The sequence below is a fragment of the Oryzihumus sp. JJN4-3R genome (assembly GCF_057747915.1).
In genome coordinates, this window is record NZ_CM173229.1 from 980,323 (window position 1) to 1,006,093 (window position 25,771).

23 protein-coding genes are annotated in these 25,771 nt (G+C 73.0%); 11 read left to right on the forward strand and 12 right to left on the reverse strand.

What is annotated here, in order from left to right; translation table 11 throughout:
• Nucleotide 1: 1 nt before the first annotated feature.
• Entirely contained in the window at nt 2–370 is a 369-nt protein-coding gene (locus AC3ANM_RS04430; RefSeq protein WP_488286930.1) for a YkvA family protein, read from the reverse strand.
• A 112-nt stretch (nt 371–482) separates the two neighbouring features.
• Nucleotides 483–1,211: an EcsC family protein gene (locus AC3ANM_RS04435; RefSeq protein WP_488286931.1), complete on the reverse strand. Its 729-nt coding sequence runs from the start codon at nt 1,209–1,211 to the stop codon at nt 483–485.
• Nucleotides 1,212–1,257: 46 nt separating this feature from the next.
• Between AC3ANM_RS04435 and AC3ANM_RS04440 the strand changes: the two genes are divergently transcribed.
• The 3 genes from AC3ANM_RS04440 to AC3ANM_RS04450 all read left to right on the forward strand — a co-directional run bounded on the left by AC3ANM_RS04440 (nt 1,258) and on the right by AC3ANM_RS04450 (nt 4,352).
• Nucleotides 1,258–2,817 (forward strand): ATP-dependent DNA ligase, encoded by a 1,560-nt coding sequence (locus tag AC3ANM_RS04440; protein ID WP_488286932.1) that lies wholly within the window; start codon nt 1,258–1,260, stop codon nt 2,815–2,817.
• Between the two features lie 166 nt (nt 2,818–2,983).
• Nucleotides 2,984–3,853 carry a sulfurtransferase gene (locus tag AC3ANM_RS04445; RefSeq protein ID WP_488286933.1) on the forward strand — a complete coding sequence of 290 codons (870 nt, stop codon included), beginning with the start codon at nt 2,984–2,986 and terminating at the stop codon, nt 3,851–3,853.
• A 25-nt stretch (nt 3,854–3,878) separates the two neighbouring features.
• A complete protein-coding gene (locus tag AC3ANM_RS04450; RefSeq protein WP_488286934.1) occupies nt 3,879–4,352 on the forward strand; it encodes a SufE family protein in 474 nt (157 codons plus the stop codon).
• A gap of 112 nt (nt 4,353–4,464) precedes the next feature.
• On the opposite strand, the gene AC3ANM_RS04455 is transcribed toward AC3ANM_RS04450, so the two are convergent.
• Both AC3ANM_RS04455 and AC3ANM_RS04460 read right to left on the reverse strand, forming a co-directional pair.
• The gene (locus AC3ANM_RS04455) at nt 4,465–5,793 is read right to left on the reverse strand and encodes an MFS transporter (RefSeq protein WP_488286935.1); all 1,329 of its coding nucleotides are present in this window, start codon (nt 5,791–5,793) and stop codon (nt 4,465–4,467) included.
• A 154-nt stretch (nt 5,794–5,947) separates the two neighbouring features.
• Nucleotides 5,948–7,198, reverse strand: coding sequence for an SGNH/GDSL hydrolase family protein (locus AC3ANM_RS04460; protein ID WP_488286936.1), 1,251 nt, complete (start codon nt 7,196–7,198; stop codon nt 5,948–5,950).
• Between the two features lie 129 nt (nt 7,199–7,327).
• On the opposite strand from AC3ANM_RS04460, the gene AC3ANM_RS04465 reads away from it, so the two are divergent.
• Nucleotides 7,328–9,028 (forward strand): DNA polymerase, encoded by a 1,701-nt coding sequence (locus AC3ANM_RS04465; protein WP_488286937.1) that lies wholly within the window; start codon nt 7,328–7,330, stop codon nt 9,026–9,028.
• Nucleotides 9,025–9,864 carry a DUF1206 domain-containing protein gene (locus tag AC3ANM_RS04470; RefSeq protein ID WP_488286938.1) on the forward strand — a complete coding sequence of 280 codons (840 nt, stop codon included), beginning with the start codon at nt 9,025–9,027 and terminating at the stop codon, nt 9,862–9,864. Before AC3ANM_RS04465 ends, AC3ANM_RS04470 begins: the two co-directional genes overlap by 4 nt.
• Before the next feature lie 84 nt (nt 9,865–9,948).
• On the opposite strand, the gene AC3ANM_RS04475 is transcribed toward AC3ANM_RS04470, so the two are convergent.
• A complete protein-coding gene (locus AC3ANM_RS04475) occupies nt 9,949–10,866 on the reverse strand; it encodes a PAC2 family protein (protein WP_488286939.1) in 918 nt (305 codons plus the stop codon).
• A 265-nt stretch (nt 10,867–11,131) separates the two neighbouring features.
• Between AC3ANM_RS04475 and AC3ANM_RS04480 the strand changes: the two genes are divergently transcribed.
• From AC3ANM_RS04480 to AC3ANM_RS04490, 3 genes are all read left to right on the forward strand, one after another.
• Nucleotides 11,132–11,737, forward strand: a complete 606-nt coding sequence (locus AC3ANM_RS04480; protein WP_488286940.1) for a TetR/AcrR family transcriptional regulator — start codon at nt 11,132–11,134, stop codon at nt 11,735–11,737.
• A gap of 92 nt (nt 11,738–11,829) precedes the next feature.
• Nucleotides 11,830–13,392 (forward strand): MFS transporter, encoded by a 1,563-nt coding sequence (locus AC3ANM_RS04485; RefSeq protein WP_488286941.1) that lies wholly within the window; start codon nt 11,830–11,832, stop codon nt 13,390–13,392.
• 148 nt (nt 13,393–13,540) lie between these two features.
• Nucleotides 13,541–14,647 carry a WD40/YVTN/BNR-like repeat-containing protein gene (locus AC3ANM_RS04490; RefSeq protein WP_488286942.1) on the forward strand — a complete coding sequence of 369 codons (1,107 nt, stop codon included), beginning with the start codon at nt 13,541–13,543 and terminating at the stop codon, nt 14,645–14,647.
• On the opposite strand, the gene AC3ANM_RS04495 is transcribed toward AC3ANM_RS04490, so the two are convergent.
• Nucleotides 14,537–15,517 carry a carbohydrate kinase family protein gene (locus tag AC3ANM_RS04495; protein ID WP_488286943.1) on the reverse strand — a complete coding sequence of 327 codons (981 nt, stop codon included), beginning with the start codon at nt 15,515–15,517 and terminating at the stop codon, nt 14,537–14,539. The genes AC3ANM_RS04490 and AC3ANM_RS04495 overlap by 111 nt on opposite strands.
• 32 nt (nt 15,518–15,549) lie before the next feature.
• On the opposite strand from AC3ANM_RS04495, the gene AC3ANM_RS04500 reads away from it, so the two are divergent.
• Nucleotides 15,550–16,446, forward strand: coding sequence for a pseudouridine-5'-phosphate glycosidase (locus tag AC3ANM_RS04500; RefSeq protein ID WP_488286944.1), 897 nt, complete (start codon nt 15,550–15,552; stop codon nt 16,444–16,446).
• A gap of 39 nt (nt 16,447–16,485) precedes the next feature.
• On the opposite strand, the gene AC3ANM_RS04505 is transcribed toward AC3ANM_RS04500, so the two are convergent.
• From AC3ANM_RS04505 to AC3ANM_RS04515, 3 genes are all read right to left on the reverse strand, one after another.
• On the reverse strand, nt 16,486–17,193 hold the full coding sequence (locus AC3ANM_RS04505) for a class I SAM-dependent methyltransferase (RefSeq protein ID WP_488286945.1): 708 nt from the start codon (nt 17,191–17,193) through the stop codon (nt 16,486–16,488).
• A gap of 65 nt (nt 17,194–17,258) precedes the next feature.
• A complete protein-coding gene (gene hrpA / locus AC3ANM_RS04510) occupies nt 17,259–21,170 on the reverse strand; it encodes an ATP-dependent RNA helicase HrpA (RefSeq protein ID WP_488286946.1) in 3,912 nt (1,303 codons plus the stop codon).
• A 114-nt stretch (nt 21,171–21,284) separates the two neighbouring features.
• Nucleotides 21,285–21,869, reverse strand: coding sequence for an antibiotic biosynthesis monooxygenase (locus tag AC3ANM_RS04515; RefSeq protein ID WP_488286947.1), 585 nt, complete (start codon nt 21,867–21,869; stop codon nt 21,285–21,287).
• A 169-nt stretch (nt 21,870–22,038) separates the two neighbouring features.
• Here AC3ANM_RS04515 and AC3ANM_RS04520 point away from each other — a divergent pair, with 169 nt between their 5' ends.
• A complete protein-coding gene (locus AC3ANM_RS04520; protein ID WP_488286948.1) occupies nt 22,039–22,584 on the forward strand; it encodes an NAD(P)H-dependent oxidoreductase in 546 nt (181 codons plus the stop codon).
• A gap of 33 nt (nt 22,585–22,617) precedes the next feature.
• The gene (locus AC3ANM_RS04525; RefSeq protein ID WP_488286949.1) at nt 22,618–23,478 is read left to right on the forward strand and encodes an SDR family oxidoreductase; all 861 of its coding nucleotides are present in this window, start codon (nt 22,618–22,620) and stop codon (nt 23,476–23,478) included.
• On the opposite strand, the gene AC3ANM_RS04530 is transcribed toward AC3ANM_RS04525, so the two are convergent.
• The 3 genes from AC3ANM_RS04530 to AC3ANM_RS04540 form a co-directional block, all read right to left on the reverse strand.
• Entirely contained in the window at nt 23,465–24,052 is a 588-nt protein-coding gene (locus AC3ANM_RS04530; protein WP_488286950.1) for a TetR/AcrR family transcriptional regulator, read from the reverse strand. The two genes, AC3ANM_RS04525 and AC3ANM_RS04530, sit on opposite strands and share 14 nt — an antisense overlap.
• Before the next feature lie 107 nt (nt 24,053–24,159).
• Nucleotides 24,160–24,747 carry a TetR/AcrR family transcriptional regulator gene (locus AC3ANM_RS04535; RefSeq protein WP_488286951.1) on the reverse strand — a complete coding sequence of 196 codons (588 nt, stop codon included), beginning with the start codon at nt 24,745–24,747 and terminating at the stop codon, nt 24,160–24,162.
• The gene (locus tag AC3ANM_RS04540) at nt 24,747–25,757 is read right to left on the reverse strand and encodes an aldo/keto reductase (RefSeq protein WP_488286952.1); all 1,011 of its coding nucleotides are present in this window, start codon (nt 25,755–25,757) and stop codon (nt 24,747–24,749) included. Before AC3ANM_RS04540 ends, AC3ANM_RS04535 begins: the two co-directional genes overlap by 1 nt.
• Nucleotides 25,758–25,771 lie beyond the last annotated feature (14 nt).

The following is a 25,771-nucleotide window of genomic DNA, read 5'->3' on the forward strand; positions in this document are numbered from 1 at the left end:
CTCAGCCCACGACCTGCCCGGGGACCGTCCGGTCGCGCTGCTGCTCCCAGGCCAGGAACTGCTCGGTCTCGTTGACCACCATGGTGGCGATCCATGACACGACGACCGCGTCGTCGGCCAGGCCGAGCAGGCCCAGGAGGGCCTCCGGCATGAGGTCCACCGGCGAGACCACGTAGGCGACCGCCCCCGCAAGGAGGAGGAGCCGGCTGAGGCTGGTCCCGGCATACTCCCCGCGGGCGGTGGCCCGCACGAGGCGCGGCATGGCGCGCAGCCGCTCGAGCAGCCCGGGACCACCCGGGCGGGCGACGGCGCGCAGGGCGCGGGCGATGTTGCGGAACGCGCTCCAGCGCAGGGCGGTGGCGGTGGCCATGGGGGCTCCCCTCTGCGGGCAGCACGGCTGCCCGCCGATGGTCGGACGTGCCTGTATGACGGGTGGGAGGGTCCGGGGGTTCCGCCCGGGGCGGGACCCCCGGACCCTGATCTCAGCGCGACAGCTGGCGCGAGCGGCGCGGGAACTCGTGCCGCGAGTGGTCGGCGATCCGCTTGAGCAGGTAGGTGTCCAGGCCGGCGCCGACGACGCCCCCGACCAGCGGGACCGCCTTGCCGAAGCGGGTCAGCGACTTCTTGCCGACCTGGGTGAGCAGCCGGAAGCCGACCGCCTTGTTGACCACCATGAGCGCCGGGCCGGGCAGCTGCTGGGCGGCCAGGTTGGCCAGGCGCCCGGCGCTGCGCACCCCGGCCTTGGAGAGCAGGTCGTCGGCGTCGGCGCCGACGAGCGCCAGCAGGACCGCCGAACGGACCTCCGGCTGGCGGATGTCGTAGCCGCGGGCGGACGCCAGCGCGGCGACCATCCGGGTGGCGACGAGGTAGAACCCGGCGACGTTGGCGGGCAGCGCGACCGGCAGGGTCACGAAGCCCCCGAGGCTGGTGACGAACCCGCCGGCGGCGCCCATCTTCAGGTGCAGCCGCACGATCGCGTCGACAGCCCCCTCGATGTCGGCGTGGTCGGCGAGGGCGACGTCGGCGACCTTCTGGGCGGACTCGAACGGGCCCTTGCCGTCGATGCCCACGTCGAGCAGCCGCTCGACCATGCGCGCCGCGGTGCCTCCGAGCGCCGCCTCGTCGAACACCGGCTCCTCGGCGCCCGCTGTCACGGCGACCTCGGCGCCGGTCGTGTCGGTGCTGCCGCTGTCCCTGTCGAAGATGCCCACCTGGTCTCCTCTCGTGGCTGTCGGACCATCCTGCCAGCATGGGCGCGTGCTGCTCGCTGAGGTCGTCGCCACGTCGGGAGCCGTCGCCGCCACGGCGTCACGCAACGCCAAGGTGGGGCTGCTCGCCGAGCTGCTGCGGCGCACGCCCGGGGCGGAGGTGGCCCTGGTGGCCCGCCTGCTGTCCGGGCAGCTGCGCCAGCGCCGCACCGGCATCGAGCTGGCGGCAGTGCGGTCGCTGCCCGACGCGGCTCCGGCGCCGACGGTGACCGTGGTCGAGCTCGACGCCGCCATGCAGCGGGCCAGCGAGCTCGCCGGCAGCGGCTCCTCCGCCACCCGGGCCGCCCTCGTGGGTGACCTCCTGGGCCGGCTGACCGCCCCCGAGCAGCTCTTCCTGGTCGGGGTGCTGCGCGAGGGCCTGCGCCAGGGGGCCGGGGAGTCCCTCGTCCTGGCGGCCGTCGCCCGGGCGGCGGAGGTGCCCGAGCCGGACGTGCGCCGCGCGGTCACCGTCAGTGGCAGCCTGCCCTCGGTCGCCGAGGCGGTGCTGACCCGGGGCGCCCCGGCGCTGGCCGGCTTCACCCTGACCGTCGGGCAGGGTGTCGGGCCGATGCTCGCCGCCTCCGACAAGACCCTGGAGGCGGCGCTGGGACGCACCGGTCCGGCCGGGGTGGAGTGGAAGCTCGACGGCATCCGCGCCCAGATCCACCGCCACGGCTCCGACGTGCGGGTGCTGACCCGCTCGCTGGAGGACATCACCGACCGGGTGCCCGAGGTCGTCGAGACCGTCGCGGCGCTGCCTGTCGAGAGCGCGATCCTCGACGGCGAGCTCATCGCCCTGCGCCCGGACGGCCGGCCCAGGCCGTTCCAGGAGACCGGCGGCCGCACCGCCAGCCGGGTCGACCCCGAGGCGGGCCGACGCACGACCCCGCTGACGGCCTACCTCTTCGACGTCCTGCATCTGCAGGGCCAGGACCTCATCGACGAGCCCGGGGACGTGCGGCGCGCGGCGCTGGAGTCGGCGGTGCCGTCCGGCCTGCTGACCCCGCGCCTGGCCGTCCCCGACCCGACCGACCCCCGCCTGCTCACCGCGGCGATGGCCTTCGCCGACGACGCCCTCGCCCGCGGCCACGAGGGTGTGGTGGTCAAGGCGGACGCGGCGACCTACGACATGGGCCGGCGCGGCGCGGGCTGGGTCAAGGTCAAGCCGGTCCACACCCTCGACCTGGTCATCCTCGCCGTCGAGCGCGGGTCGGGCCGACGCGCGGGGTGGCTGAGCAACCTGCACCTCGGCGCCCGCGACCCCGACGGCCGGTTCGGTCCGCCCGGGGGGTTCGTGATGCTCGGCAAGACGTTCAAGGGCCTGACCGACGAGATGCTGCGGTGGCAGACCGAGGTCCTGCCGCGCCACGCCGAGGGCCCCACCGACGGGTATGTCGTGCGGTTGCGTCCCGAGGTCGTCGTCGAGATCGCCCTCGACGGGGTGCAGTCCTCCAGCCGCTACCCCGCAGGGCTGGCCCTGCGCTTCGCCCGGGTCGTGCGGCACCGCCCGGACAAGAGCCCCGCGGAGGCCGACGTGGTCGAGGCCGTGGAGGCCCTCGCCGCGCGGTGACCCCGGGATGCCCGGCACCCTTTCCTGCGCCATAACCCGGAGTTATGCTGTCCATAATGCGAGCCGCAGTCTGACTCGTGGGACGCGGGTGCCACGATACGGACGGAGGGCAGCCCCCTCCCCCGATGACCTGTCCAGCCGATCGCACACCACGGAGGTGCCCGTCATGGCGCTACCCATCGACGACAACCCGCAGTTCACGGAGTACGCCCACCCCGAGCGGCTGGTCTCCACCCAGTGGCTGGCCGACCACCTCGGCGACGAGGGCCTGGTCGTCGTGGAGTCCGACGAGGACGTCCTGCTCTACGACACCGGCCACATCCCCGGCTCGGTCAAGGTCGACTGGCACAACGACCTCAACGACCCGCTGACCCGCGACTACGTCGACGGCGCCCGCTTCGCGCAGGTCCTCGGCGAGCGAGGCATCGGCCGGGACACCACGGTCGTCATCTACGGCGACAAGAACAACTGGTGGGCGGCCTACGCCCTGTGGGTGTTCTCGCTCTTCGGCCACGAGGACGTCCGCCTGCTCGACGGCGGCCGCGCCAAGTGGATCGCCGAGGGCCGCGAGCTCACCCGCGACCTGCCCAAGCCCACGCCGGTCGACTACCCGGTCATCGAGCGGGACGACTCGGTGATCCGCGCGTTCAAGGACGAGGTCCTCGCCCACCTCGGCCAGCCCCTGGTCGACGTGCGCTCCCCCGGGGAGTACTCCGGCGAGCTGCTGCACATGCCCGACTACCCGCAGGAGGGCGCGGTGCGCGGCGGGCACATCCCCGGCGCCAGGTCGGTGCCGTGGGCCCGCGCCGCCGCCGAGGACGGCACGTTCAAGTCGCGCCCCGACCTCGAGGCCATCTACCTGGAGGAGCAGGGCCTCAAGCCCACCGACGACGTGGTGGCCTACTGCCGCATCGGCGAGCGCTCGTCGCACACGTGGTTCGTGCTGACCCACCTGCTGGGCTTCGAGCGCGTGCGCAACTACGACGGCAGCTGGACCGAGTGGGGCAACGCGGTCCGCGTGCCCGTCGAGAAGTGACCAGGAGCTGACGCACACTGTGAGCGTGAGTACCGACACCGACCGCGCCGCCCTGCCCACGGCCCTGGCCGAGATCGCCGAGGACTTCGCCTCGGTGCCCGTCCGGGACCGCCTCGAGCTGCTGCTGGAGTTCAGCGACGGCCTGCCCGACCTGCCCGAGCGCTACGCCGGGCACCCGGAGAAGCTGGAGCAGGTCGACGAGTGCCAGTCGCCGCTGTTCCTCGTCGTCGAGCTGGACGAGGCCACGGACGGCTCGGGGGACAGCCGGCAGGTGCACCTGTTCTTCCAGGCGCCGGCCGAAGCACCGACCACGCGGGGCTTCGCCGGGATCCTGCACGAGGGCCTGGACGGGCTCACCGCCGCCGAGGTGCTCGCCGTCCCCGACGACGCGCCCTACCGCTTCGGCCTGGCCGAAGCGGTGTCGCCGCTGCGGCTGCGCGGCATGGTCGCCATGCTCAGCCGGATCAAGCGCCAGGTGCGGCTGAAGTCCGCCGCCTGACGCCCGCGACACCGACGCGACGAAGGGGCCCCGCCACCCGGCGGGGCCCCTTCGTCGTCATTGCCGTCATGTCCTCGATGGCGTCACGTCGTCATGGCGCCATCGCCCGGGCTCAGCGGGCGACCGCCGTCTCCGGCGCCACCGCCTCGTCGGCGACGACCTTGCGGCTGGGCATCAGCACCAGGGCCAGCATGGAGACCGCGCAGCAGCCGATGATGTACCAGCTGATGCCGGTGCTGGATCCCGTCGCACTGAGGATGGCCGCCGCGATCAGCGGCGCCGGGCCACCGGCGATCACCGAGGCCAGCTGGTAGCCCATACCGGCACCGCTGTAGCGGACGTTGGCGCCGAAGCTCTCGGCGATGAGCGCCGCCTGCGGGCCGTACTGCATGTCGTGGGCGACGAGCGAGACCACGATGGCCAGCAGCACCAGGCCGGAGGCCTTGGTGTTGAGCAGCCCGAAGTAGGGGAAGGCGTAAAGCGCCGTGCAGACGATGCCCGCGCCGTAGACCAGCTTGCGGCCGACCCGGTCCGAGAGGTGACCGAAGAACGGCACGCTGACCAGGCCGAGGGCGGCGGCGATCAGGCTGTCGTTGAGCAGGCCGCCCTTGTCCAGCTTGAGCTCCTTGGTGCCGTAGGTCAGCACGAAGGTGATGAACAGGTAGAACGGCGCCTGCTCGGACATCCGCACGAACGCCGAGGTGAGGATCTCGCGCGGGTGGGACTTGATCGCCTCCCACGCCGGCTGCTTCACGACGTCGGCGGAGCGCTTGACCTCGGTGAACTCCGGGCTCTCCAGCACGCGCAGCCGGACGTAGAGGCCGATCGCGACGAGGACGATGCTGACCAGGAACGGCACCCGCCAGCCCCAGGTCTCGAACCCGTCGCCGCTCAGCCCCGACATGAGCTTGACCATGCCGGTGGACAGCAGCAGGCCGATCGGGACCCCGAGCTGCGGCCAGCTGGCCATCAGGCCGCGCCGCTTCTGCTCGCCCCACTCCATCGACATCAGCACCGAGCCGCCCCACTCGCCGCCGACGCCGATGCCCTGGACGATCCGCAGCAGGGTGAGGATGAGCGGGGCCGCCAGCCCGATGCTGGCATGGCTCGGCAGCACGCCGATGAGGAACGTCGCGATCCCCATGAGCATCAGGGTGGTGACGAGGGTGGCCTTGCGCCCGACCCGGTCACCGAAGTGGCCGAAGACCGCCGCGCCGATGGGCCGCGCGGCAAAGCCCACGAACTGGGTGCTGAACGCCGCCAGCACGCCGGCGTAGGTCGAGCTGTCCGGGAAGAACACCGACGGGAAGACCAGCGCCGCCGTGGTGCCGTAGAGGAAGAAGTCGTACCACTCGATCGTGGTGCCGACCGTGCTCGCCAGGACGGCGCGCCGTCGGTGGCTGCGTACGTCGACCGCAGAGTGCTCCTGTGCTGTCGTCATGATCGTCTCCCCTGCCTGAACCACCCGGCCGCCCGCGTGGGTCGTGCCGGTCCTGCCGGAGACCGTCCGGCTCGGCGCACTCGATCGTGTACCCGATCGGGGCACCTGGCCGGGAGCCACGCGGCGCGCAGGCGCGGCTCCCGGACCGCGGGAGCTACTGCAGGCTCATCCGCGGCTCGCCGCCGACCAGTCCCGTGCCCGCGATGGAGCAGGTGCCGCCGCGCGGCATACCGGCGTTCCACGCCTGGCGCACGCAGCTGCGCAGGGCCATCTGGGCCCAGTAGTTGGGGTGCAGGGACTCCTGGATGTAGTAGTCGCTGCCCGCGGTGGAGACGGTGCGGATCTGGTTGACCCACTCGGTCTTGTCGACCGCGCCGGCCTGGGTCCAGGAGGTCAGCCCCTTCTCCTCGTAGAGGCCGACGGTGTTCTCGCAGAGCCGGCGGCCGTTGAACGCCGAGGCCAGCTCGAGGGTGCGCGCCCCCGAGACCCCGGAGGCGGCGATCGCGTTGCGGACCGTCGCGTTGATCGTCGACAACGCCGTGCCGTTGGCCCAGTCCGCGTCCTTGTCCCAGAAGCCGCAGCCGCCGGTGTTCTGGCGGGTGTAGCCGGACTGGCTGTAGCGGAAGCCCGAGGAGGACGGGATCGGCGAGGGGTAGGTCTGGACGAGCATCGTCCACGTCCCGTCGGCGTAGCCGGCTGCGCGCATCGCCGCGCGGACGTTCTGCAGCGCCGTGACGATGTGGGACTGGACCGCGCTGACGTTGGCCGACGTGAAGTTCGCCGTCACCGAGGAGTCGTCGTTGCAGTAGTCGGGGAACCACGACGAGGAGGCCAGGAAGTCCTGCACGCACTGCTGGACGATGGAGCCGAAGTTGAAGTCGTTGCCGCCGATGCCGACGACGACCATCTTGACGTTGTGCGAGCCGGCGAAGCCCTGCAGCATCGTGGCCTGGCCCTGCTGGCCGGCGCCGTTGTCGGAGAAGTCCAGGCCCGGCTTGAAGTAGCCGTTGCTGTCGGTGAACGTCGAGGTGCGGGCCCCCGAGCAGGCCAGGTTCTGACCGTTGACGCCCCCGCCGATGTAGGCCTCGTCGGCCTTGCTCCGGTGACAGCGCGGGATCTGCTCGGCGGTGTTGCCGGCGTTGTCGTAGTAGGCCGTCGAGCCGAGCGCGTCGGAGTAGGACTCGCTGGCGTTGGAGTTGCCCGCCCAGCGGCCGGCCTCACCGGAGATGTAGCTGTCACCCACGGTGACCACCCAGGGGGTCCCCGACCCGGGACCGTCCGCGGCGGCCGGGGCCGCGAGGGCCAGGCCACCGAGGGTGCTGGCACCGAGGGTGAGCGCCAGGAGCGCCTCCCCGAGACGGTGCCGGCGGAAGAAGTTCGGGCGGTGCGGGTGACGGTGACCCATGGGCGCTCCAGACGACGCAGCAAGGGGCCCTCTGCTGGGGGCCCGCGGCAGCGTGGCACTTTGTCCCGATTTGCGGCTAGACCTCTTGACCAAGATTTGACTGTCGTTGGTCTGATGTTGGATGGGCTCGTGACCTCCGTCCCCGCTGCCGAGCACCTCGCGCTGGCCTTCGGCCCCGACGTGGCAGCCGTCGTCGGCGACGGCCTGGAGCTGGCCGGCACCCCGGCGCAGGTGCGCGACGCGGTGGCCCGGCTGGAGGCCGAGCGCCGGCCCCGCTGGACCTGGTGGGCGGCCGGCGGTGACGGGCGCGCCCTCGTGGCCCACGGCATACGGCCGCAGCGGTGCTGGGACGTCGCGGAGGCGCACCGGTTGCTGGCCGGCGGGTGGGCGGCGGCCCCGGAGGTGGCCTGGGCCGCCGCCCACCAGCTGCCCACGGACGCCCTCCCCCGGGCCGCCGGGGGCGACCTCTTCGACTTCACCGCGGCCGCCGACGACGGCGACCCCGACGCCGCCGTCCGCACTGACGGTTACCTGCGCCCCGAGGCCGTGTCCGCGGACTGGCTGACCACACCCGCCCGCGCGGTGGCGTGGGCGACGGCGGCCCGGGAGACGGCCCTGCTCCAGCGGGAGACGTTGCAGCACAACGGTCCTCGTGCGGTCTCCACCGCACTGTCCGAGTCCGCCACGGCCCTCATGTGCGTCGAGCTGGAGCTCGACGGCCTGCCCCTCGACCGGGCCGTGGCCGAGCAGCTCATCACCGCGGCCGCCGGCGAGCGCCCCCGCTCGGAGGAGCACGCCCGGGCGATCCGGCGCGAGCGCGACGCCGCGGTGCTGGCCCACGCCCCGGGCCGGGAGTCCACCGACCTGCGCAACCCGCTCCAGGTGCGCGAGCTGCTGGCCTCGGTCGGCGTGGTGGTGCCCGACACGCGGGCCTGGCGGCTGGAGCCCTACCGCGAGGTGCACCCGCTCGTCGAGGCGTTGCTGGTGTGGCGCAAGGCCGAGCGGATCGCGACCACCTACGGGTGGACCTGGCTCGACACCCATGTCGGCCCGGACGACCGGCTGCGCGGCGGCTGGAGCGCCTGCGACGGCGCGGCCGGACGGATGACCGCGCAGAACGGCCTGCACAACCTGCCCACCCCGCTGCGCCCGGCGGTGGCCGCCCACCCCGGGCACGTCCTCGTGCGCGCCGACCTGGGGCAGATCGAGCCGCGCGTGCTCGCCGCGGTCTCCGGGGACCGGGCCTTCGCCGCGGCGACCCGGGCGCCGGACCTCTACGCCCCGGTCGCCGCCGCGCTCGGGGTCGAGCGGGCCGTGGCCAAGGTCGCCGTGCTCGCCGCGATGTACGGCCAGACCAGCGGCCCCGCCGGCGAGGCCCTCAAGGACCTCCAGCGCGCCTACCCGGTCGCCATGGCCTACCTCGAGCACGCGTATGCCGAGGGGCTGGCCGGGCGCGCGGTGCGCACCTTCGGCGGGCGGCGGGTGCCGATGTGGCAGCTGCCGGCCGACCTTCCCGGCGCCGCGGTCGGGGCCGCGAGCGCAGCGCGCGGCCGGTTCGCCCGCAATGCCGTCGTGCAGGGGGCGGCCGCCGAGCTGTTCAAGGCCTGGACCGCCACCGTGCGGCTGGCCCTGCGCGACCTCGACGCCCAGGTGGTGCTCTGCCTGCACGACGAGGTGCTGCTGCACGTGCCGCAGCAGCACGCGACCCGGGTGGCCGCGCTGGTGGACGAGGTGCTCACGGACAGCGCCCGTAGGTGGACGGGCTCCTCGGCCGTACAGTTCGTCGCGGACACCAGCATCATCACCCGGTGGTCCGACGCCAAGGCGTGAGCGTCACATCCGCCGTGCAGGAGGAGAGCCTCGTGGAGATGAGGGACGTCAAGGTCGCCGCCCGGGATGCCGGCGACCACCCGGCGGTCGAGGGCCTGGCCCGGGTGGGCTACGTGGTCAGCGGCATCATGCACCTGCTCATCGCCTGGATCGGCCTGCAGCTTGCCTTCGGCGACACCGGCCAGTCGGCCGACCAGTCCGGCGCCCTGCAGACGCTGTCCGGCAACCTGGTCGGCAAGCTGACCCTGTGGGTCGCGGTCGTGGGCTTCCTCGGCCTGGCCCTGTGGCAGCTGCTCGAGGCGGTCGGCGGCTACCACGGCACCGGCACCCGCAAGTGGGCCCAGCGCGGCAAGGCCCTGGCCAAGGCCGTGGTCTACGCGGTGCTCGGCTGGACCAGCCTGGCGTTCGCGCGCGGGCAGGTCACCAAGAGCGGCAAGCAGCAGACGATCGACTTCACCGCCTCGCTGATGAGCAGGAGCGGTGGGCGCGCCCTGGTAATGCTGGTGGGCCTGGTCGTCGTCGGCGTCGGCATCTACCACATCGTCAAGGGCGTCAAGAAGAAGTTCCTTCAGGACCTGGTCGAGCACCCCGGTGTCATCGCCGTCCAGGCTGGCCGGATCGGCTACGTCGCCAAGGGCATCGCGCTGGCCATCGTGGGCCTGCTCTTCGTCGTCGCCGGCGCCCAGAAACGCCCCGGCAAGGCCACCGGGCTCGACGGCGCACTGCACACGCTGCGCAACCAGCCGATGGGCCCGGCCCTGCTGACCGTCGTCGCCATCGGGTTCGCCGCCTACGCCGTCTACAGCTTCGCCCGGGCGAGGTACGCGCGGGTCTGAGCCACCCGGCATACGAGCGAAAGGGTCAGCCCCGGGTGCGCGTGCACCCGGGGCTGACCCGCGCCTGGCCGTCTGGGCCCGGCGTCAGTCCTCGTCGTCCTCGGCCCGGGTGCGCAGGAACTGCTCGAACTCCGCGCCGATCTCGTCGGCGGTCGGCAGCTCGCTGACGTCCGTGGCGAGCAGGCTGGGGCGCTGACGGCCCTCGATGAAGCTGTCGTACTGCCGCTCGAGCGCCTCGACGACCTGGGCGACCTCGTCCGAGCCGGCGACCTCCTGGGCGATCTCGGCGCGGTTCAGCCCCGCCGCGGCCGCGAGGTCCTCGGTCGGGACGGCCAGGCCGGTCGCGCCGATGACGGCGTTGAGCCCGGCGAGGGCCGCGTCGGCGAACTCGGACTGGGCCAGGTAGTGCGGCACGTGCACGGCGTAGCCCATCGCGTCGTGGCCGGCCTCCCCCAGGCGCATCTGGAGCAGCGCGGTGATGCTGGCCGGCACCTGGACGGTGCCGAAGACCGGGTCGTGCGGGCCGATCAGGCGCGGGTCGGTCGCGTGGGGGGTCATCCCGATCGGGCGGGTGTGCGGGACGGCCATCGGTATGCCGTGCACGCTCACCGTGAGCGTCACCCCGAGGAGCTCGACGAGCTGGCGCACCGCCTCGATGACGCGCTCCCACTGGTAGTCCGGCTCCGGGCCGGCGAGGAGCAGGAAGGGCACGCCGTCGGCGTCGACCACCCGGTGCAGCAGCAGCGCCGGGTCGGCGTAGGAGGACCAGCGGTCTCGGTCGAAGGTCATGGCGGGGCGCCGGCCGCGGTAGTCGAGCAGCTGGTCGACGTCGAAGGACGCCACGACCGTGTGGTCGAGGGACTCGAGGACGTGCTCGGTGAGCAGGCGCTGGGTCTGCCCGGCGTCGACGAAGCCGCCGAGCGAGACCAGGAGCACGGACGCGCGCAGGTCGCGCGGGTCGGTGTCGGTCTCGAACCGGAAGAGCTCGGACGGGTTCTGCACGGACTCGCCTTTCGTCGGGAAGCGTGGCGGGGCGGTGGTTGCCCCTGCCTTGCCATCTCGGGATGTGTTGCTGTCTCAAGCATCTCAACACTTCCCGCCGTGACGGGATTCCGCCCGGGAAAGTTCGCGAAAAGCGGTTGTCCCGTCCTCCCGGGCGACCTACAGTCGCGGATGAAACGAAACTGTTTCGTTTCATCCGGCACCCGGCCACCCGTCATACCGGCCGTCTGCCCTCACTCCCCCGCCGCGAAGGGACGCCCGACCGATGACCCCCCAGGCCGCCACCACCCGACCGCGCGTCGAGGGTGAGCGCGAGGCCGAGATCTTCGACGCCACCGCCCGGCTCCTGGTCGAGCACGGCTACGACCGGCTCACCTTCGACGCCATCGCGGCGGCGGTGAAGGCGAGCAAGGCCACGCTCTACCGGCGCTGGTCCGGCAAGGCCGAGCTGGTCATCGACACGCTCAAGCACCTCAAGGGCCTCCAGCAGCGCGGGCCGGTCGACACCGGGAGCCTGCGCGGCGACCTGGTGACCCTGGCCTGCGGCGAGGGCGGCCTCACCGACGAGATGCTGGTCGGCATCATCGGGGCGCTCGTCCCGGCGCTGCACCGCGACCCCGAGCTGACCCGGGCGTTCCAGGAGCGCTTCATCGGACCCAAGCTCGAGGTGGCGACCGCCGCGTTCGAGCGGGCGCGCGAGCGCGGGGAGCTCGGGCCGGACGCCGACGTGCGCTTCCTCGCCCGGATCCTGCCCTCGATGGCCACCCACGAGATGTTCGTCTTCGGCACGTGCGTCACCACCGAGCACATCGCCCGCATCGTCGACGAGGTGGTGCTGCCCGCCTGCCGGGCCACCCTCACCGACCACTGACCACCCCCGGTCCGTCAGCTGCCCGTCATGGCGCTGTCAGACCCCGGCGGGACGCTGAATCTCATCCACTTCACGAAGGGACCGGACACGAGATGTCCAGCAACACGACCGCGGAGGCGGTCACCCCAGGCTCGGGCGCCGCCGAGGACCACGGTCACCGGCACCTCGGGCTGGCGCTGACGATCATCAGCGCCGCGCAGCTCATGGTCGTGCTCGACGGCACGATCGTGAACATCGCGCTCCCCCACATCCAGACCGACCTCGGCTTCACCCCGGGCAACCTGTCATGGGTGGTCAACGCCTACACCCTGGCCTTCGGTGGCCTGCTGCTGCTCGGCGGCCGGCTCGGCGACCTGCTCGGGCGCCGGCGCATGTTCGTCATCGGCGTGCTCGTCTTCGCCGTTGCCTCCCTGTTCGGCGGCCTCGCCCAGAACGAGGCGATGCTGCTGGGCTCGCGCGCCCTGCAGGGCCTGGGCGCCGCGATCGCCTCGCCCACGGCGCTGGCGCTGATCACCACCACCTTCCCCGCAGGTCCGCCGCGCAACCGCGCCTTCGCGGTGTATGCCGCGATGTCGGGTGCCGGGGCGGCTGTCGGCCTCATCCTGGGCGGCATCCTGACCGAGTCGTCCTGGCGCTGGACGTTCTTCGTCAACGTGCCGATCGGCCTGGTCGTCGCGTTCATGGCGCCGCGCTTCCTCGGTGAGTCCCCGCGCCAGCACGGAGCCTTCGACCTGCCCGGCGCCCTCACCGGCACCCTGGGCCTGGGCTCGCTGGTCTACGGCCTCACGCACGCCGCCCCGCCGCACCACTGGGGCGACGCCCTGACCGTGGTCCCGATCGTGGTCGGCCTGGTCCTGCTCGCGGCCTTCGTGGCCATCGAGCGTCGCGCGGAGCACCCGCTGCTGCCGTTCCGGATCCTGGCCGACCGCACGCGCGGCGTGAGCTTCACGGTCATGCTCGTCGTGGGCGCCGCGATGTTCTCGATGTTCTATTTCCTCGGCCTGTTCATCCAGCAGGTCCTGGGCTACTCCCCCGTCAAGACGGGCTTCGCGTTCCTGCCGTTCAGCTTCGGCGTGGTCATCGCCGCGCAGGTCGCCTCGCGGCTGATCAGCCGGGTCGACCCCCGCTGGATCGCCGGCACCGGCACGCTGCTCGCCGCCGGCGGCATGTGGGGCTTCTCCCACCTGACCGTGCACAGCAGCTACGCCACGGCCCTGCTGCCGTTCATCCTGCTGCTCTCGGTCGGCATGGGCCTGACCTTCGTGCCGATGACGCTGACCGCCGTCGCCGGGGTCGCCAAGCGCGACTCCGGTGTCGGGTCGGCGGTGCTCAACACGATGCAGCAGGTCGGTGGCACACTCGGCCTGGCCACGCTGGCGACGGTGGCGGCGACCACCGGCACCCAGCGCGGCGCCGAGCTCGGGGCCGCCCTGGGCGCCAAGGCCCAGAGCGCGCACCTGAGCCCGGAGGCGCTGGTGGCGGCCAAGCACCAGATCGCCCTGGCCGCGCAGACCTACGGCTCGACGCGGGCGTTCCTCGTGGCGGCGGGCATGATCCTCGTCGGCTCGCTCATCACGGTGTTCGGGCTGAACATCAAGCACGAGCGGCTGGCCGCCGACGGCGCCGAGGCCCCGGCCGGCGTCCACGCCGGCTGACCGCGGCACAGCGCCTGACGGGGCGGGTTCCTTCGGGGAGCCCGCCCCGTCGGCGTCGGCGTCACCGTTGGGCGGGGGCCGGGTGCGCCCGGCCGGGACCCGGCGTCTCGAATGTCCGACCTGACCGATCCGTCCTACATTCGGCGCCATGACACTTCTGGCGGGGACGGGGTCCCTGGTGACGGCAGCCCTGATGATCGGGAGCAGCATGCTCGGCACGAACGCCGCCGGGCCCGGGCACGACCCGGGCGGCGAGGCGCGGCACCACAGCGACCACCCGGCATACAGCTGGCAGGACACGGCGACCGGCTCGCAGGCGCGGCTGCGCGGGCTGTCCGCCGTCTCGCGTGACGTCGCCTGGGCGAGCGGCACCGGGGGCACGGTGCTGCGCACGGTCGACGGCGGCCGGACCTGGGCCTCAGTGGGCCCGCCCGGCACGGACACGTTGCAGTTCCGCGACATCGAGGCGACCTCGGCGCAGCACGCGGTGGCCCTGTCGATCGGCGAGGGTGAGGACAGCGGCGTCTACGTGACCGACGACGGCGGCAGGTCCTGGACCGAGTCCTTCCGCAACACCGACCCGGCCGCGTTCTACGACTGCATGGCGTTCTTCGACCGCCGTGACGGCCTCGCGGTGAGCGACCCGGTGGACGGCAGGTTCCGGCTGCTCCGCACCCGCGACGGCGGGCACTCGTGGTCGGTCGTCGACCCGGCCGGGATGCCGGCGGCCCAGCCCGGCGAGTTCGGCTTCGCCGCGAGCGGGACCTGCCTGACCACCGGCCCGGGGCACCGGGCCTGGCTGGCCTCCGGTGGCGTCAACCCGGCCCGGGTGTTCAGCACCCGCGACGGCGGGGACACGTGGACGGTGACCGGCACGCCGGTCGCCGGGGGCGACGCGGCCGGGATCTTCTCCGTGCGCTTCCGGGATGCGCAGCGCGGGATCGCGGTCGGCGGGGACTACCTCAACCCGACGGGCGCGACGGGCAACGCCGCGTGGAGCGTCGACGGAGGGCGCAGCTGGCACGCCGCCACGGGCCGCTCCCCCGGTGGCTACCGCTCCGGCTCGGCGTGGGTGCACGGCACCCACGACACCGCGCTGGCGGTCGGGCCGACCGGCTCGGACGTCTCGACCGACGGCGGGCGCTCATGGGTGGCCTTCGACAGCGGGAGCCTGGACAGCGTCGAGTGCGCCGCCGACGGGGCCTGCTGGGGCTCCGGCGAGCACGGCCGGGTCGCGCGCCTGACCCGCGGCTGACCCGGGACCAACCCGGGGCGCCTCGTCAGGAAAGCGCGGGTGCGCCCCGGCGACGGCCACGCACTCGGCGGCCGCCTGCATGCCGCGCTCGGGCCCGTCGACGAGGTGTCCCGCGGCGAGGGCATCACCGGCTCCGGTCACGTCCACCACCGGCCCGGGCACCGGCTCGAGCTCGTGGTGCCACCCGCCGTCGTAGTAGCCCGCGCCCTGGGCGCCACGCTTGACCACGGCCTCGCAGTCGAGGTCGGCCAGCGAGGCGGGCTCGACCCCGAGCACCTGCCACTCCGCCTCGTTGCCCAGCAGGACATCCGGTCGCAGGTCCTGCACCAGCGACCAGAAGCCGGGCGGCCCGAACGTCCGGATCATCGCCGCCGAGGCCAGGTCGATGCTCACCCGCGCCCCGGCGGTGTGGGCCTCGTGCGCCGCCGCCACCAGCAGGGCCGGGTCCGGCGCGCGCAGCAACAGGTAGCCCGACAGGTGCAGCCAGTCCGCGCCGGCCAGCCACGCGGGGTCGGCGAGTCCCTCGTCGATCCAGCCCAGGTCGCCGGGGTCGGAGGCCAGGGTGCGCAGCCCCTGGGTGGTCAGGGACACCACCGCCCCCGAGCGGGCGTCCCTCGGCGACCCGCACAACGCGATCCCGCGCTGCCCCAGCTGCGCGTCGATCATCGAGCCGACCGTGTCGGTGGTGCGCGGGCCGAACAGCCGGGCCTGCCCGCCGAGGTGGCACACCCAGGCGGCGACGTTGGCCGCCTGGCCGCCGGCCGCGAGGGCGATCCGGGCCGGGGTGTCGTCGTCCTCGCGCAGCGGCCCGTCGGTCGCCACGATCACGTCGAGCAGGACGTCCCCGGCGACACAGACGACGACGGACATGCGGGCCTCCGGTCGGTGCGTAGGGTGCTGCCGTGATCATCGCCGACGAGGTGCGCTCAGCGCTCGACGAAGGCCGGGGTGTCGTCGCCCTGGAGTCCACGATCATCAGCCACGGGCTGCCCAAGGAGTCCAGCGCCCGGGTGGCGCGAGAGATCGAGGACGCCGTGCGGTCCGCGGAGGCGGTGCCGGCCACGATCGCGGTCGTCGACGGCGAGGTGCGAGTGGGCCTCGACGAGGCCGGCCTGGACCGGATCGCCACCGACCCGGTGGTCGTCAAGACGAGCATCCGCGACCTCGGCACGGTCTGCGCCACCGGCCTGACCGGCGCCACGACGGTCGCCTCGACCGCCTACCTCGCCGACCGGGCCGGCATCCGGGTCTTCGCCACGGGCGGTCTGGGCGGGGTCCATCGCGGCGCCGGGACCAGCTTCGACGAGTCGGCGGACCTGCCGGCCCTGGCGTCGATCCCGGTCGCCCTGGTGTGCGCGGGCGTGAAGTCGATCCTCGACATCGGCGCCACCCTCGAGCGGCTGGAGACGCTGTCGGTGGAGCTGGTCGGCTACGGCACCTCCCGCTTCCCCGGCTTCTACATCCAGGACAGCGGGTATGCCGTGCCCTGGGTCGCGCACTCCGCGGACGAGGTCGCGGCGATCGTACGTGCCCGCAACCGGCTGGGCCTGCGGCAGGCGCTCGTCGTGGCCAACCCCATCCCGGACGGCAAGGAGATGCCGGCCGATCTGCACGACGCCACGCTCGCGTCTGGGCTGGAAGCCCTTGCGGCACAAGGCATCACGGGCAAGGAGGTGACGCCCTTCCTGCTGGCGTGGTTCCACGAGCAGACCCACGGGGTCAGCCTGCGGGCGAACGTCGACCTGGTGCTGAACAACGCCCGGGTCGCCGGCGAGGTCGCCGTCTCGCTGGCGCGATGACCCGGGGCGCCGTGGGGAAGGTTGCGCGGCCAGGTGAGGTCAGGCGGGGCGGTGCGCCAGGACATAGCCCTGCGACTGCTTCTCACCCGGCAGGGGCTCGCAGACCACACGCGCGTCGATGACCAGGCCCGCACTGACGAGCAGGTCGGCGACCAGCTCCAAGGGAGTCCAGAAGACCTGGAGCGACAGGTCGTGCCCGTAGGCGTGCTGGAGGTGGACCTGCCGGTCGCCGACCTTGAACGCCGTCAGCAGCGGCGCGCCCGGCGCGAGCACGCGGCACACCTCGGCGTAGACCACCGGCAGCTGGGCCGGCGGCGTGTGGACGGTGGAGTACCACAGCAGCGCGCCGCCGAGGCCGGCGTCGGGCAGGTCGAGCCCCAGCGTCGAGCCGACCTCGAAGCGCAGGTGGGGGAAGCGGCGGCGCGCCTCGGTGACCATGCCCGGGGACAGGTCGACGCCGAACGCCTCGGCCCCCAGCGACGCCAGATGGGCGGTCACGTGCCCGGGACCACAGCCGAGGTCGGCTACGGGCCCCAGCCCTGCGCGGGTCGTGGTCTCCGCGAAGGCCGAGAGCAGGGCACGGTCGAAGGGCCTGTCATCCATCGAGTCCGCCAGCAGGTCGGCGTAGGAGGCGGCAACCGTGTCGTAGGAGGCCTGCGTCCCGGCGAGGTCCTCCGTGGCCGGCATCGGGGTCCCGGGCGGCACGGCGACGGACACGCTCTTGCGGGGCTCGGTGGTCTGCGGCACGCCGCGACCCGAGCGATGTCGCAGGACGCTCACCCGTCGACTCACCCGGCCGGACCGGGCGCCGCTCAGGCGGACTCGACGGCGTCCATCGCCTTGTAGATGCGCTTCTCCGAGACCGGATAGGCCGTACCCAGTGTCTGCGCGAACAGGCTGACCCGCAGCTCCTCGATCATCCAGCGCAGCTCGCGGACGTCGTCCGCCGCGCGACGCGTGCCGGGCAGGGAAGCCAGCAGGTCGGCGTACTCGGCCTGCACCCGCTGGACGGTCGCCCTGCGCTCGGCATCGCGGGCGAGCTCACCCGGGGCCTTGTCGATGCGCACGAGCATGGCCCGCAGGTAGCGCTCGAGGTGGCGCAGCCGCGCGTAGCCGGTGTCGGCGACGAACCCGGGGTGGATCAGCGACGTCAGCTGCGCGGCGAGGTCGGCCCTGAGCTCGGCGAGCAGCGGGCTGCCCAGCCGCGCCAGGCCCAGCTCGACCTCGCGCGCCCGCAGCAGCACCGGCTCGACGAACGCCACCACGTCGAGGACCCGTGGCACGACGTTCTGGCGCACGACCGCAAGGGTCTCCTCGAACTCCGCCGGAGTGCGTACCGTCCCACCCGGCCGCTCGGCCACGAGCGAGTCCACCGCACAGGCCAGGCAGTCCTCCAGCAACGCGGGCACGCTGCCGTGCGGGTTGTTGCCGAGGGACAGCTTCTGGGCGTTGGTCAGGGTGGCCAGCACCCGCTTCCACGGCGCGGTGGTGTTGAGCAGCAGTAGCCGCCGCACGCCCAGCCGGCTGGCCGCGTCACGCTCGGCCGGCGTGGCGAGGACCTCGACCGACACCGAGTCACCGTGGTCGACCACGGCCGGGAAGCCCTGGATGACCCGATCACCCGACTTGCGCACGAACGTGGTCGGCAGGTCGCCGAAGTCCCACTGCCGCAGGCCTTTTCGCTCCACCGAGGACGCGGCGCGGGCCATCGTCTGGCGGACCTGCGGGGCAAGCCGGGCCTTGAGTGCCTCAAGGTCCTTGCCCTCCCCCAGCGCCTTGCCGCGCCGGTCCTCGACGCGGAAGGTGATGCGCAGGTGGTCCGGCACCCGCGACCAGTCCCAGTCCATCGCGTCGATGCCGGTGCCGGTGCGCGCCTTGAGCGCCCGCCCCAACTCCTCGGTGATCGGCCCGGCAGTGGGATCCGCATCGGCGAGGGCCGCCGCCGCGTGGTCCGGCGCCGGCACGAAGCTGCGCCGGGTCGCCTTGGGCAGCGACCGCAGCAGCGCGGTGGCCAGGTCGTGGCGCAGCCCGGGCACCTGCCAGTCGAAGCCGTCGGGCTCGACCTGGTTGAGCACGTCGACCGGCACGTGGACGGTGACGCCGTCGGCCGCGGCGCCGGGCTCGAACTGGTAGCTCACCGGAAGCTCGGTCGAGCCCTGACGCCACACCTGCGGGTAGTCGTCGGCGCTGACCGCCTCGGCCTCGTCGGTGACGAGCAGGTCCTCGGTGAAGGTCAGCAGGTCCGGGGTCTGCCGCCGGGCCTTCTTCCACCACGAGTCGAAGTGCCGCCCGGAGACGACGTCGGCGGGGATCCGCTTGTCGTAGAACGCCACCAGCGTCTCGTCGTCGACGATCAGGTCGCGTCGACGGGCCCGCGCCTCGAGCTCGCCGAGCCGCTCGACCAGCGCCCGGTTGTCGTGGAAGAAGCGGTGCTCGGTGTCCCAGTCGCCCTCGACGAGGGCGTGCCGGATGAACAGCTCGCGCGACTCCTCGGGGTTGACCCGCCCGTAGCCGACCTTTCGCCCGGCGACCAGCGGCACGCCATACAGGGTGACCTTCTCCAGCGCGACGGCGCTGGCGCGCCTGCGCTCCCAATGGGGCTCGGAATACTGCCGCTTGACCAGGTGCTGCGCCTGGGCCTCCACCCACGCCGGGTCGACGCGTGCGTTGACCCGCGCCCACAGCCGCGTCGTCTCGACCAGCTCGGCAGCCATGACCCACTGCGGCTGCTTCTTGAACAGCGAGGACCCGGGCGAGATGCCGAAGCGCGCACCGCGGGCGCCGAGGTACTCCCGCTTCTCCACGTCGCGCAGGCCGACGTGCGAGAGCAGGCCCGACAGCAACGACTGGTGCACCTGGTCCGGCGTCGCCGGCGTCGAGCTCGGGTGCAGCCCCAGCGACTTGCATGCCTGGCGCAGCTGGCTGTGCAGGTCCTGCCACTCGCGCACACGCAGGTAGTGCAGGTACTCCGCCTTGCACATCCGGCGAAAAGCGCTGCCGCTCAACGTCTTCTGCTGCTCACGCAGGTAGTCCCACAGGTTGGTCAGCGCGAGGAAGTCGGAGTGCTCGTCGGCGAACCGGCGGTGCTTCTCGTCCGCCTGCTGCTGCTTGTCGGCCGGTCGCTCGCGCGGGTCCTGGATCGAGAGCGCGGCCACGATGATGAGCACCTCGCGCAGCGCGCCGTTGCGGTCGGCCTCCAGGACCATGCGGGCCAGGCGCGGGTCGAGGGGCAGCTGGGCCAGGGACCGCCCGTATGCCGTGAGCCGCTTGCCTGGGTCGCTCACCTCCGGGTCGATCGCCTGGAGCTCCTCGAGGAGCCGCACGCCGTCGGTGATCTGGCGCGAGTCGGGCGGGTCGACGAACGGGAAGCGGCCGATGTCGCCCAGGCCGAGGGAGGTCATCTGGAGGATGACCGAGGCCAGGTTGGTGCGCAGGATCTCGGGGTCGGTGAACTCCGGGCGGTTCTCGAAGTCGTCCTCGGAGTAGAGGCGGATGCAGATGCCGTCGGCGACGCGGCCGCAGCGGCCCGCGCGCTGCCGGGCGCTGGCCTGCGAGATCGGCTCGATCGGCAGGCGCTGGACCTTCAGCCGCTGGCTGTAGCGGGAGATGCGGGCGGTGCCGGCGTCGACGACGTAGCGGATGCCCGGGACCGTCAGCGAGGTCTCGGCCACGTTGGTCGCCAGGACCACGCGCCGCCCGGTGTGCGAACCGAAGACGCGGTGCTGCTCGGCGGCCGACAGCCGCGCATACAGGGGCAGGATCTCGGTGTGCGGCAACGCCATCCCGGTGAGGGCGTCGGCGGTGTCTCGGATCTCCCGCTCGCCGGAGAGGAAGACAAGTATGTCGTGGCTGTCCCCTCCGCTGGCGCTCTCTGTCCAGAGCTCCTCGACGGCCTGACAGATGCCGGTGACCTGGTCGCGGTCCTCCTCGCGGGTCTCGCCGGCCAGGGGCCGGTAGCGGAGCTCGACCGGGTAGGTGCGGCCCGAGACCTCGATGATCGGGGCGGGCACGCCGTCCCGGGCGAAGTGCTGCGCGAAGCGCTCGGGGTCGATGGTCGCCGAGGTGACGATGACCTTCAGGTCGGGCCGGCGAGGCAGCAGCTGCTTGAGGTAGCCGAGGATGAAGTCGATGTTGAGCGACCGCTCGTGCGCCTCGTCGATGATGATCGTGTCGTACTTGCGCAGGTCGCGGTCGCGCTGCATCTCCGAGAGCAGGATGCCGTCGGTCATGACCTTGACGAGGGTGTCGTCGCTGGAGCGGTCGGTGAACCGCACCTGGTAGCCCACGGCCGTGCCGAGGTCGGTGCGCAGCTCCTCGGCGATGCGCTCGGCGACCGAGCGGGCGGCGATCCGGCGTGGCTGGGTGTGCCCGATCAGGCCCTCGACACCGCGGCCAAGCTCGAGGCAGATCTTCGGCAGCTGGGTGGTCTTGCCCGAGCCGGTCTCCCCCGCGACGATCACGACCTGGTGGTCGCGGATGGCGGCGGCGATGTCGTCCTTGCGCGCCGCGACCGGCAGGTCCTCGGGGTAGGTGACGGTCGGCATGGCGGCCCGGCGGCGCGCGACACGGGCCTCGCGGGCGGCCCGCCGGGCGGCGTCACGCTCGGCACGCTGCTCCGCGGTCAGCCGGTCCTGCTGCGGGCGGCGCGAGCCCGAGGAGCGTTGGCCCGAAGGCCGCGGACGGTTCCGGGCACGCCGGGGCTCACGGGCGGGCTCGGCGGACATGGGTCTCAGGATAGGTGGCCGGTCACGCCGGCCTCGACCGAGTTCCGCCCGGCCGCGCGCCTGGACCAGCCAGCGTGGAGGGTTGTCAGGGTCAGGACCCCGAGAACCCTCCACTCAACGGTGCAGCCAGCCCTCGAGCCGCTTGGTCAGGGCCGGCAGGACGAGGTAGGTCATGATCGGAGTGAGGACCACGGTCATGCACAGCACGCGCAGCACCACCGGCCAGCCGACGATGAGCGACCCGAGGGTGAGGGTGGCGAGCAGGTTGACGGGGAAGAACGCCATCCAGATCAGCAGCGCCTGCTTCCACCGCGGCGGGGCCTTCGGCGCGGCCAGGGTCTCCACGCTCGTGGACTCCGGCTCCTCGAACCAGCCCTCGATACCGGTGCGGCGCTCGGCGCGCGTGTGCTCGACCAGGCCCTCCCCCGACCGCAGCCACCACTGCCGCTCGGTCGAGGACTCCCACGCGCGCAGGCTCTCGTGGTCGGCGAACCGGTAGAGCATGTGCCACTCCTCCGACCCGTCGCCGGGCCGGACCCAGCCAGCGCCGAGGAACCCGGGGAACAGCTCGGCCATCGCGGTCCCGGCGCGGACCCACGCGATCATCTGGGTGGTGTCCTCACCCGCGACACGGCGGGTGATGGAGACGGTGACGGGGCCGTCGGCGGACGGCGGGGCGAGCTCGGTGGGCGCAGTCATGACGCCCTCCATTGTCCGGGACCGCACGGGGTGCCCCTCACCGCGCGAGACGTGGCGGCGCTCACGCGACCCGACCACCCGGAATACCGAACTGATCGGTGCGGTTATCGTGGGCGACCTCAAAACGGACAGACCTGTCTACCCCGCGCCCGATCCCGGAAGGCCCGCCATGACCTCCCCTCGCACCCTCGTCCTGCTCGCCCACCCCGACCTGGCCGGCTCGCGCGTCAACGCCCGCCTGGCCGACGCGGTCCGCGACCTCGAGGACGTCACGATCCACGACCTCGCCGCCGCTTACCCCGACGGGCGCATCGACGTCGCCCGCGAGCAGGAGCTGCTCCTCGAGCACGACGTCATCGTCTGGCAGTTCCCGTGGCACTGGTACTCCGTGCCGGGGATCCTCAAGTCCTGGATGGACCAGGTGCTGACCTGGGGCTTCGCGTACGGGACCGACGGCACCAAGCTGCGCGGCAAGACCCTCCAGGTCGTCACCTCCACCGGCGGCCCCGAGCAGGCGTACGTCGAGGGCGGCTACAACCGCTTCACCATGGAGCAGCTGATGCGCCCGCTGGACGCCACCGCCTGGCTGTGCGGCATGCCGATGGCCGAGCCGATGGTCCTCCACGGCGTTCGCACGATGTCCGACGATGAGCTGGACCGACAGGCCCTGCGGTATCGCGCGCTGCTCACCATCGACCGCGCCCGCGCGGCCTGACCCCGCTCCACCACCTGCAAGGAGCCCGAACCCGTGACCACCTCCCTGAGCGGCCGGACCGTCCTCGTGACCGGCGGCACCGACGGCATCGGCCGGGCGACGGCGCAGGCCCTCGCCACGGCCGGCGCCGCCGTGACGGTCGTCGGCCGCGACGCCGACAAGACCGCGCGCGTCGTCGCGGCGCTGCGCCGCGACAGTGGCAACGACCGTATCGAGGGGATGGTCGCCGACCTGTCCTCGCAGGCCGAGGTGCGCCGCGTGGCAGCGGAGTTCACCGCGGGCCACGACCGGCTCGACGTGCTGGTCAACAACGTCGGCGGCTTCTGGGCGACCCGCCACGTGACGGCCGACGGGCTGGAGCGGACGTTCGCACTCAACCACCTCGCGCCGTTCCTGCTGACCCACCTGCTGCTGCCCCTGCTGAGGGCGAGCGCCCCCGCTCGGGTGGTCACGGTCAGCTCGGGCGCGCAGGCCATGGGCCGGATCAACTTCGCGGACCTTCAGGGTGAGCACGGCTACAGCGGCCAGCGCGCCTACAACCAGTCCAAGCTGGCCAACGTGCTCTTCACCTACGAGCTGGCCCGCCGGCTCGAGGGTGCCGGGGTCACGGCGAACGCGCTGCACCCCGGCGTGGTGCGCACGCAGTTCGGGCAGGAGGACGCCTCGGGGCTGTATCGCATCGGGCTGCCCCTGGCCCGGCCGTTCATGCTCAGCCCGGAGCGCGGCGCCGAGACCTCGGTCTTCCTCGCGTCCGCCCCGGAGGTCGAGGGGGTGAGCGGGAAGTACTTCGCGAAGAGGAAGGCCCGCAGGTCGAGTCCCGCGTCCTACGACGAGCAGGCAGCGCGCCGGCTGTGGCAGGTCAGCGCCGAGCTGACCGGGATCAGTCCCGCCTGAGGCCGTCGAGGACGAGGTCCACCGCGCGGGTTGCCCAGCCGTGCCGGCCGCCCTGGCCGGCGAGGTGGTCGGCGTAGTAGGTGCCGAGCAGCGCGGACACGGCTGCGTCGAGGTCGGCCCCGGGCCGCAGCTCGCCCGTGGCGACGCCGGCCTCGAGCACCTCACGCAGCAGCGCCCGACGCGGCAGCACCGTCCGCTCGCGCAGCAGCCCCAGCAGCTCGGGGGTGTGCGACTCCTCGGCCAGGCAGGTGCCGATGAGCGCCATCCCGTTGACCGCGCCGATGGTGGTGGCGAAGTCCTCCAGGATCGCCACGAGGTCGGCGCGGGTCTCGCCGGTCCCGGCCTCGACCCAGGTCATCCGCATCGACGCGAGGGCCGCGGTGACGAGGTCGGCCTTGGTCTTCCACCGCAGGTGGATCGTGGACTTGCTGACCCCCGCGAGGTCGGCGACCTGCTGCAGCGTCATCCGGGTGAAGCCGTGCGAGGCCAGCGTCGCCACGGCCGCCTCCAGGATCGCGGCCTCCTTCTCGACCGACCGCGGGCGCCCGGCATGGCGGGCCGGCGTCTGGGTCATGCGGTCACGATAGGGCCGGGCCCCGGCTTCCCGCCGGGACTAGCCGAAGACGTGACCACACCCGGGTGTGGTCACGTCTTCGGCGTGACAGCGCAAGGCCGATCGGGTCAGCCGGCGCGCAGCCCGTCCAGGACGAGGGTGCAGACCCGGTCGAGGGCCTTGTCGACCCCGCCGTCGCCCCACTCGTTGGCGTGCGCCGGGTGGCAGAACCAGATGAACGCGTAGAAGGCCGCCTGACCGGCCTGTGCGGCGGTGAGGTCGCTCGCGAGCTCGCCGCGCGCCATACCGTCGGCGACGATCCGGGTGAGCTGGTCGACCAGCGTCGCCTCGTGGGCGCGGACCACGTCGCGGGAGCCGCTGGCGATCTCGTGGTAGGTCGCGAACAGCTGGGGGTCCTCCAGCGCCATGGTGCGCTTGGCGGTGCTGAGCTGCTTGACCCACCGCCGGATCCGTTGCGGCGCAGGGGTGTTGGAGGCGACCACCTTCTCCAGCGGGTCGGACATGCGGGCCAGCCAGTGCTCGGCGACCGCGTCACGCAGCGCCGCCTTGCTCGGGAAGTGGCGGTAGACGCTGCCGTGGCTGACGCCGAGCTCGCGCGCGACGTCGACGACGGTGGCCTTGGCAGGCCCGTAGCGGCGGAGGACGTCCTCCGCCGCCACGAGGATCTGCTCGGCCGTGAGGGCCGACTCGACCATCAGGCGTCCACGGTCCGGCGCTCGCTGTCCAGGAACGCCATCTGCTCGGCGGCGTAACGGGTCCCGGCGACGGCATCAGCGGGGACGGCCGCCTCGATCGCCGCGAGGTCCCCCGCCGACAGCTCCAGGTCGACGGAGCCCAGGGCCTCGGCCAGGCGGTTCCGGCGACGGGCGCCGACCAACGGCACGATGTCCTCGCCGCGGGAGAGCACCCAGGCGATCGCGGCCTGGGCCACCGTCGCCCCCTGGGCCTCGGCCACTCCACGAAGGGCCTCGACCAGCCGCAGGTTCTGCTGGAGGTTCTCGCCCTGGAAGCGCGGGCTGTGGGCGCGGAAGTCGGTGACCGGGGTCTCGCGCTCCGGCGTCCAGTGGCCGCTGAGCAGGCCGCGGGAGAGCACGCCGTAGGCGGTGATGCCGATGCCGAGCTCGCGCGTGGTGGGCAGGATCTCCTGCTCGATGCCGCGGGAGACCAAGGAGTACTCGATCTGCAGGTCGGCGATCGGGTGGACGGCGTGGGCCCGGCGGATCGTCCCGGCTCCGACCTCGGACAGGCCGATGTGGCGGACGTGGCCGGCCTGGACCATCTCGGCGATCGCGCCGACGGTCTCCTCGATCGGCACGGCGGGGTCGAGGCGGGCGAGGCGGTAGACGTCGACGTGGTCGGTGCCCAGCCGCTTCAGCGTGTAGGCGAGGGAGCTCTTGACGGCAGCGGGGCGGCCGTCGACGCCGAGCCAGCTGCCGCCGGGGCCACGCAGGGCGCCGAACTTGACGCTGACCTGGACGCCGTCGCGGTCGCGGCCTCGCAGCGCCTCGCGGATGAGCATCTCGTTGTGGCCGGCGCCGTAGAAGTCACCGGTGTCGAGCAGGGTGACGCCGGCGTCGAGCGCGGCGTGGATCGTCGCGATGCTCTCGGCGTCGTCGGCGGGGCCGTAGAGGTCGGACATGCCCATGCAGCCGAGGCCGAGGGCCGAGACGACGGGGCCGGTGGAGCCGAGGGTGCGGGTGCGCATGGTGGAGAGCCTTC

Coding starts and splice junctions, on each gene's coding strand:
- AC3ANM_RS04430 (WP_488286930.1), bottom strand. CDS start 370: ATGGCCACCGCCACCGCCCTGCGCTGGAGCGCGTTCCGCAACATCGCC.
- AC3ANM_RS04445 (WP_488286933.1), top strand. CDS start 2,984: ATGGCGCTACCCATCGACGACAACCCGCAGTTCACGGAGTACGCCCAC.
- AC3ANM_RS04455 (WP_488286935.1), bottom strand. CDS start 5,793: ATGACGACAGCACAGGAGCACTCTGCGGTCGACGTACGCAGCCACCGA.
- AC3ANM_RS04460 (WP_488286936.1), bottom strand. CDS start 7,198: ATGGGTCACCGTCACCCGCACCGCCCGAACTTCTTCCGCCGGCACCGT.
- AC3ANM_RS04480 (WP_488286940.1), top strand. CDS start 11,132: ATGACCCCCCAGGCCGCCACCACCCGACCGCGCGTCGAGGGTGAGCGC.
- AC3ANM_RS04485 (WP_488286941.1), top strand. CDS start 11,830: ATGTCCAGCAACACGACCGCGGAGGCGGTCACCCCAGGCTCGGGCGCC.
- AC3ANM_RS04490 (WP_488286942.1), top strand. CDS start 13,541: ATGACACTTCTGGCGGGGACGGGGTCCCTGGTGACGGCAGCCCTGATG.
- AC3ANM_RS04495 (WP_488286943.1), bottom strand. CDS start 15,517: ATGTCCGTCGTCGTCTGTGTCGCCGGGGACGTCCTGCTCGACGTGATC.
- hrpA (WP_488286946.1), bottom strand. CDS start 21,170: ATGTCCGCCGAGCCCGCCCGTGAGCCCCGGCGTGCCCGGAACCGTCCG.
- AC3ANM_RS04515 (WP_488286947.1), bottom strand. CDS start 21,869: ATGACTGCGCCCACCGAGCTCGCCCCGCCGTCCGCCGACGGCCCCGTC.
- AC3ANM_RS04520 (WP_488286948.1), top strand. CDS start 22,039: ATGACCTCCCCTCGCACCCTCGTCCTGCTCGCCCACCCCGACCTGGCC.
- AC3ANM_RS04530 (WP_488286950.1), bottom strand. CDS start 24,052: ATGACCCAGACGCCGGCCCGCCATGCCGGGCGCCCGCGGTCGGTCGAG.
- AC3ANM_RS04535 (WP_488286951.1), bottom strand. CDS start 24,747: ATGGTCGAGTCGGCCCTCACGGCCGAGCAGATCCTCGTGGCGGCGGAG.
- AC3ANM_RS04540 (WP_488286952.1), bottom strand. CDS start 25,757: ATGCGCACCCGCACCCTCGGCTCCACCGGCCCCGTCGTCTCGGCCCTC.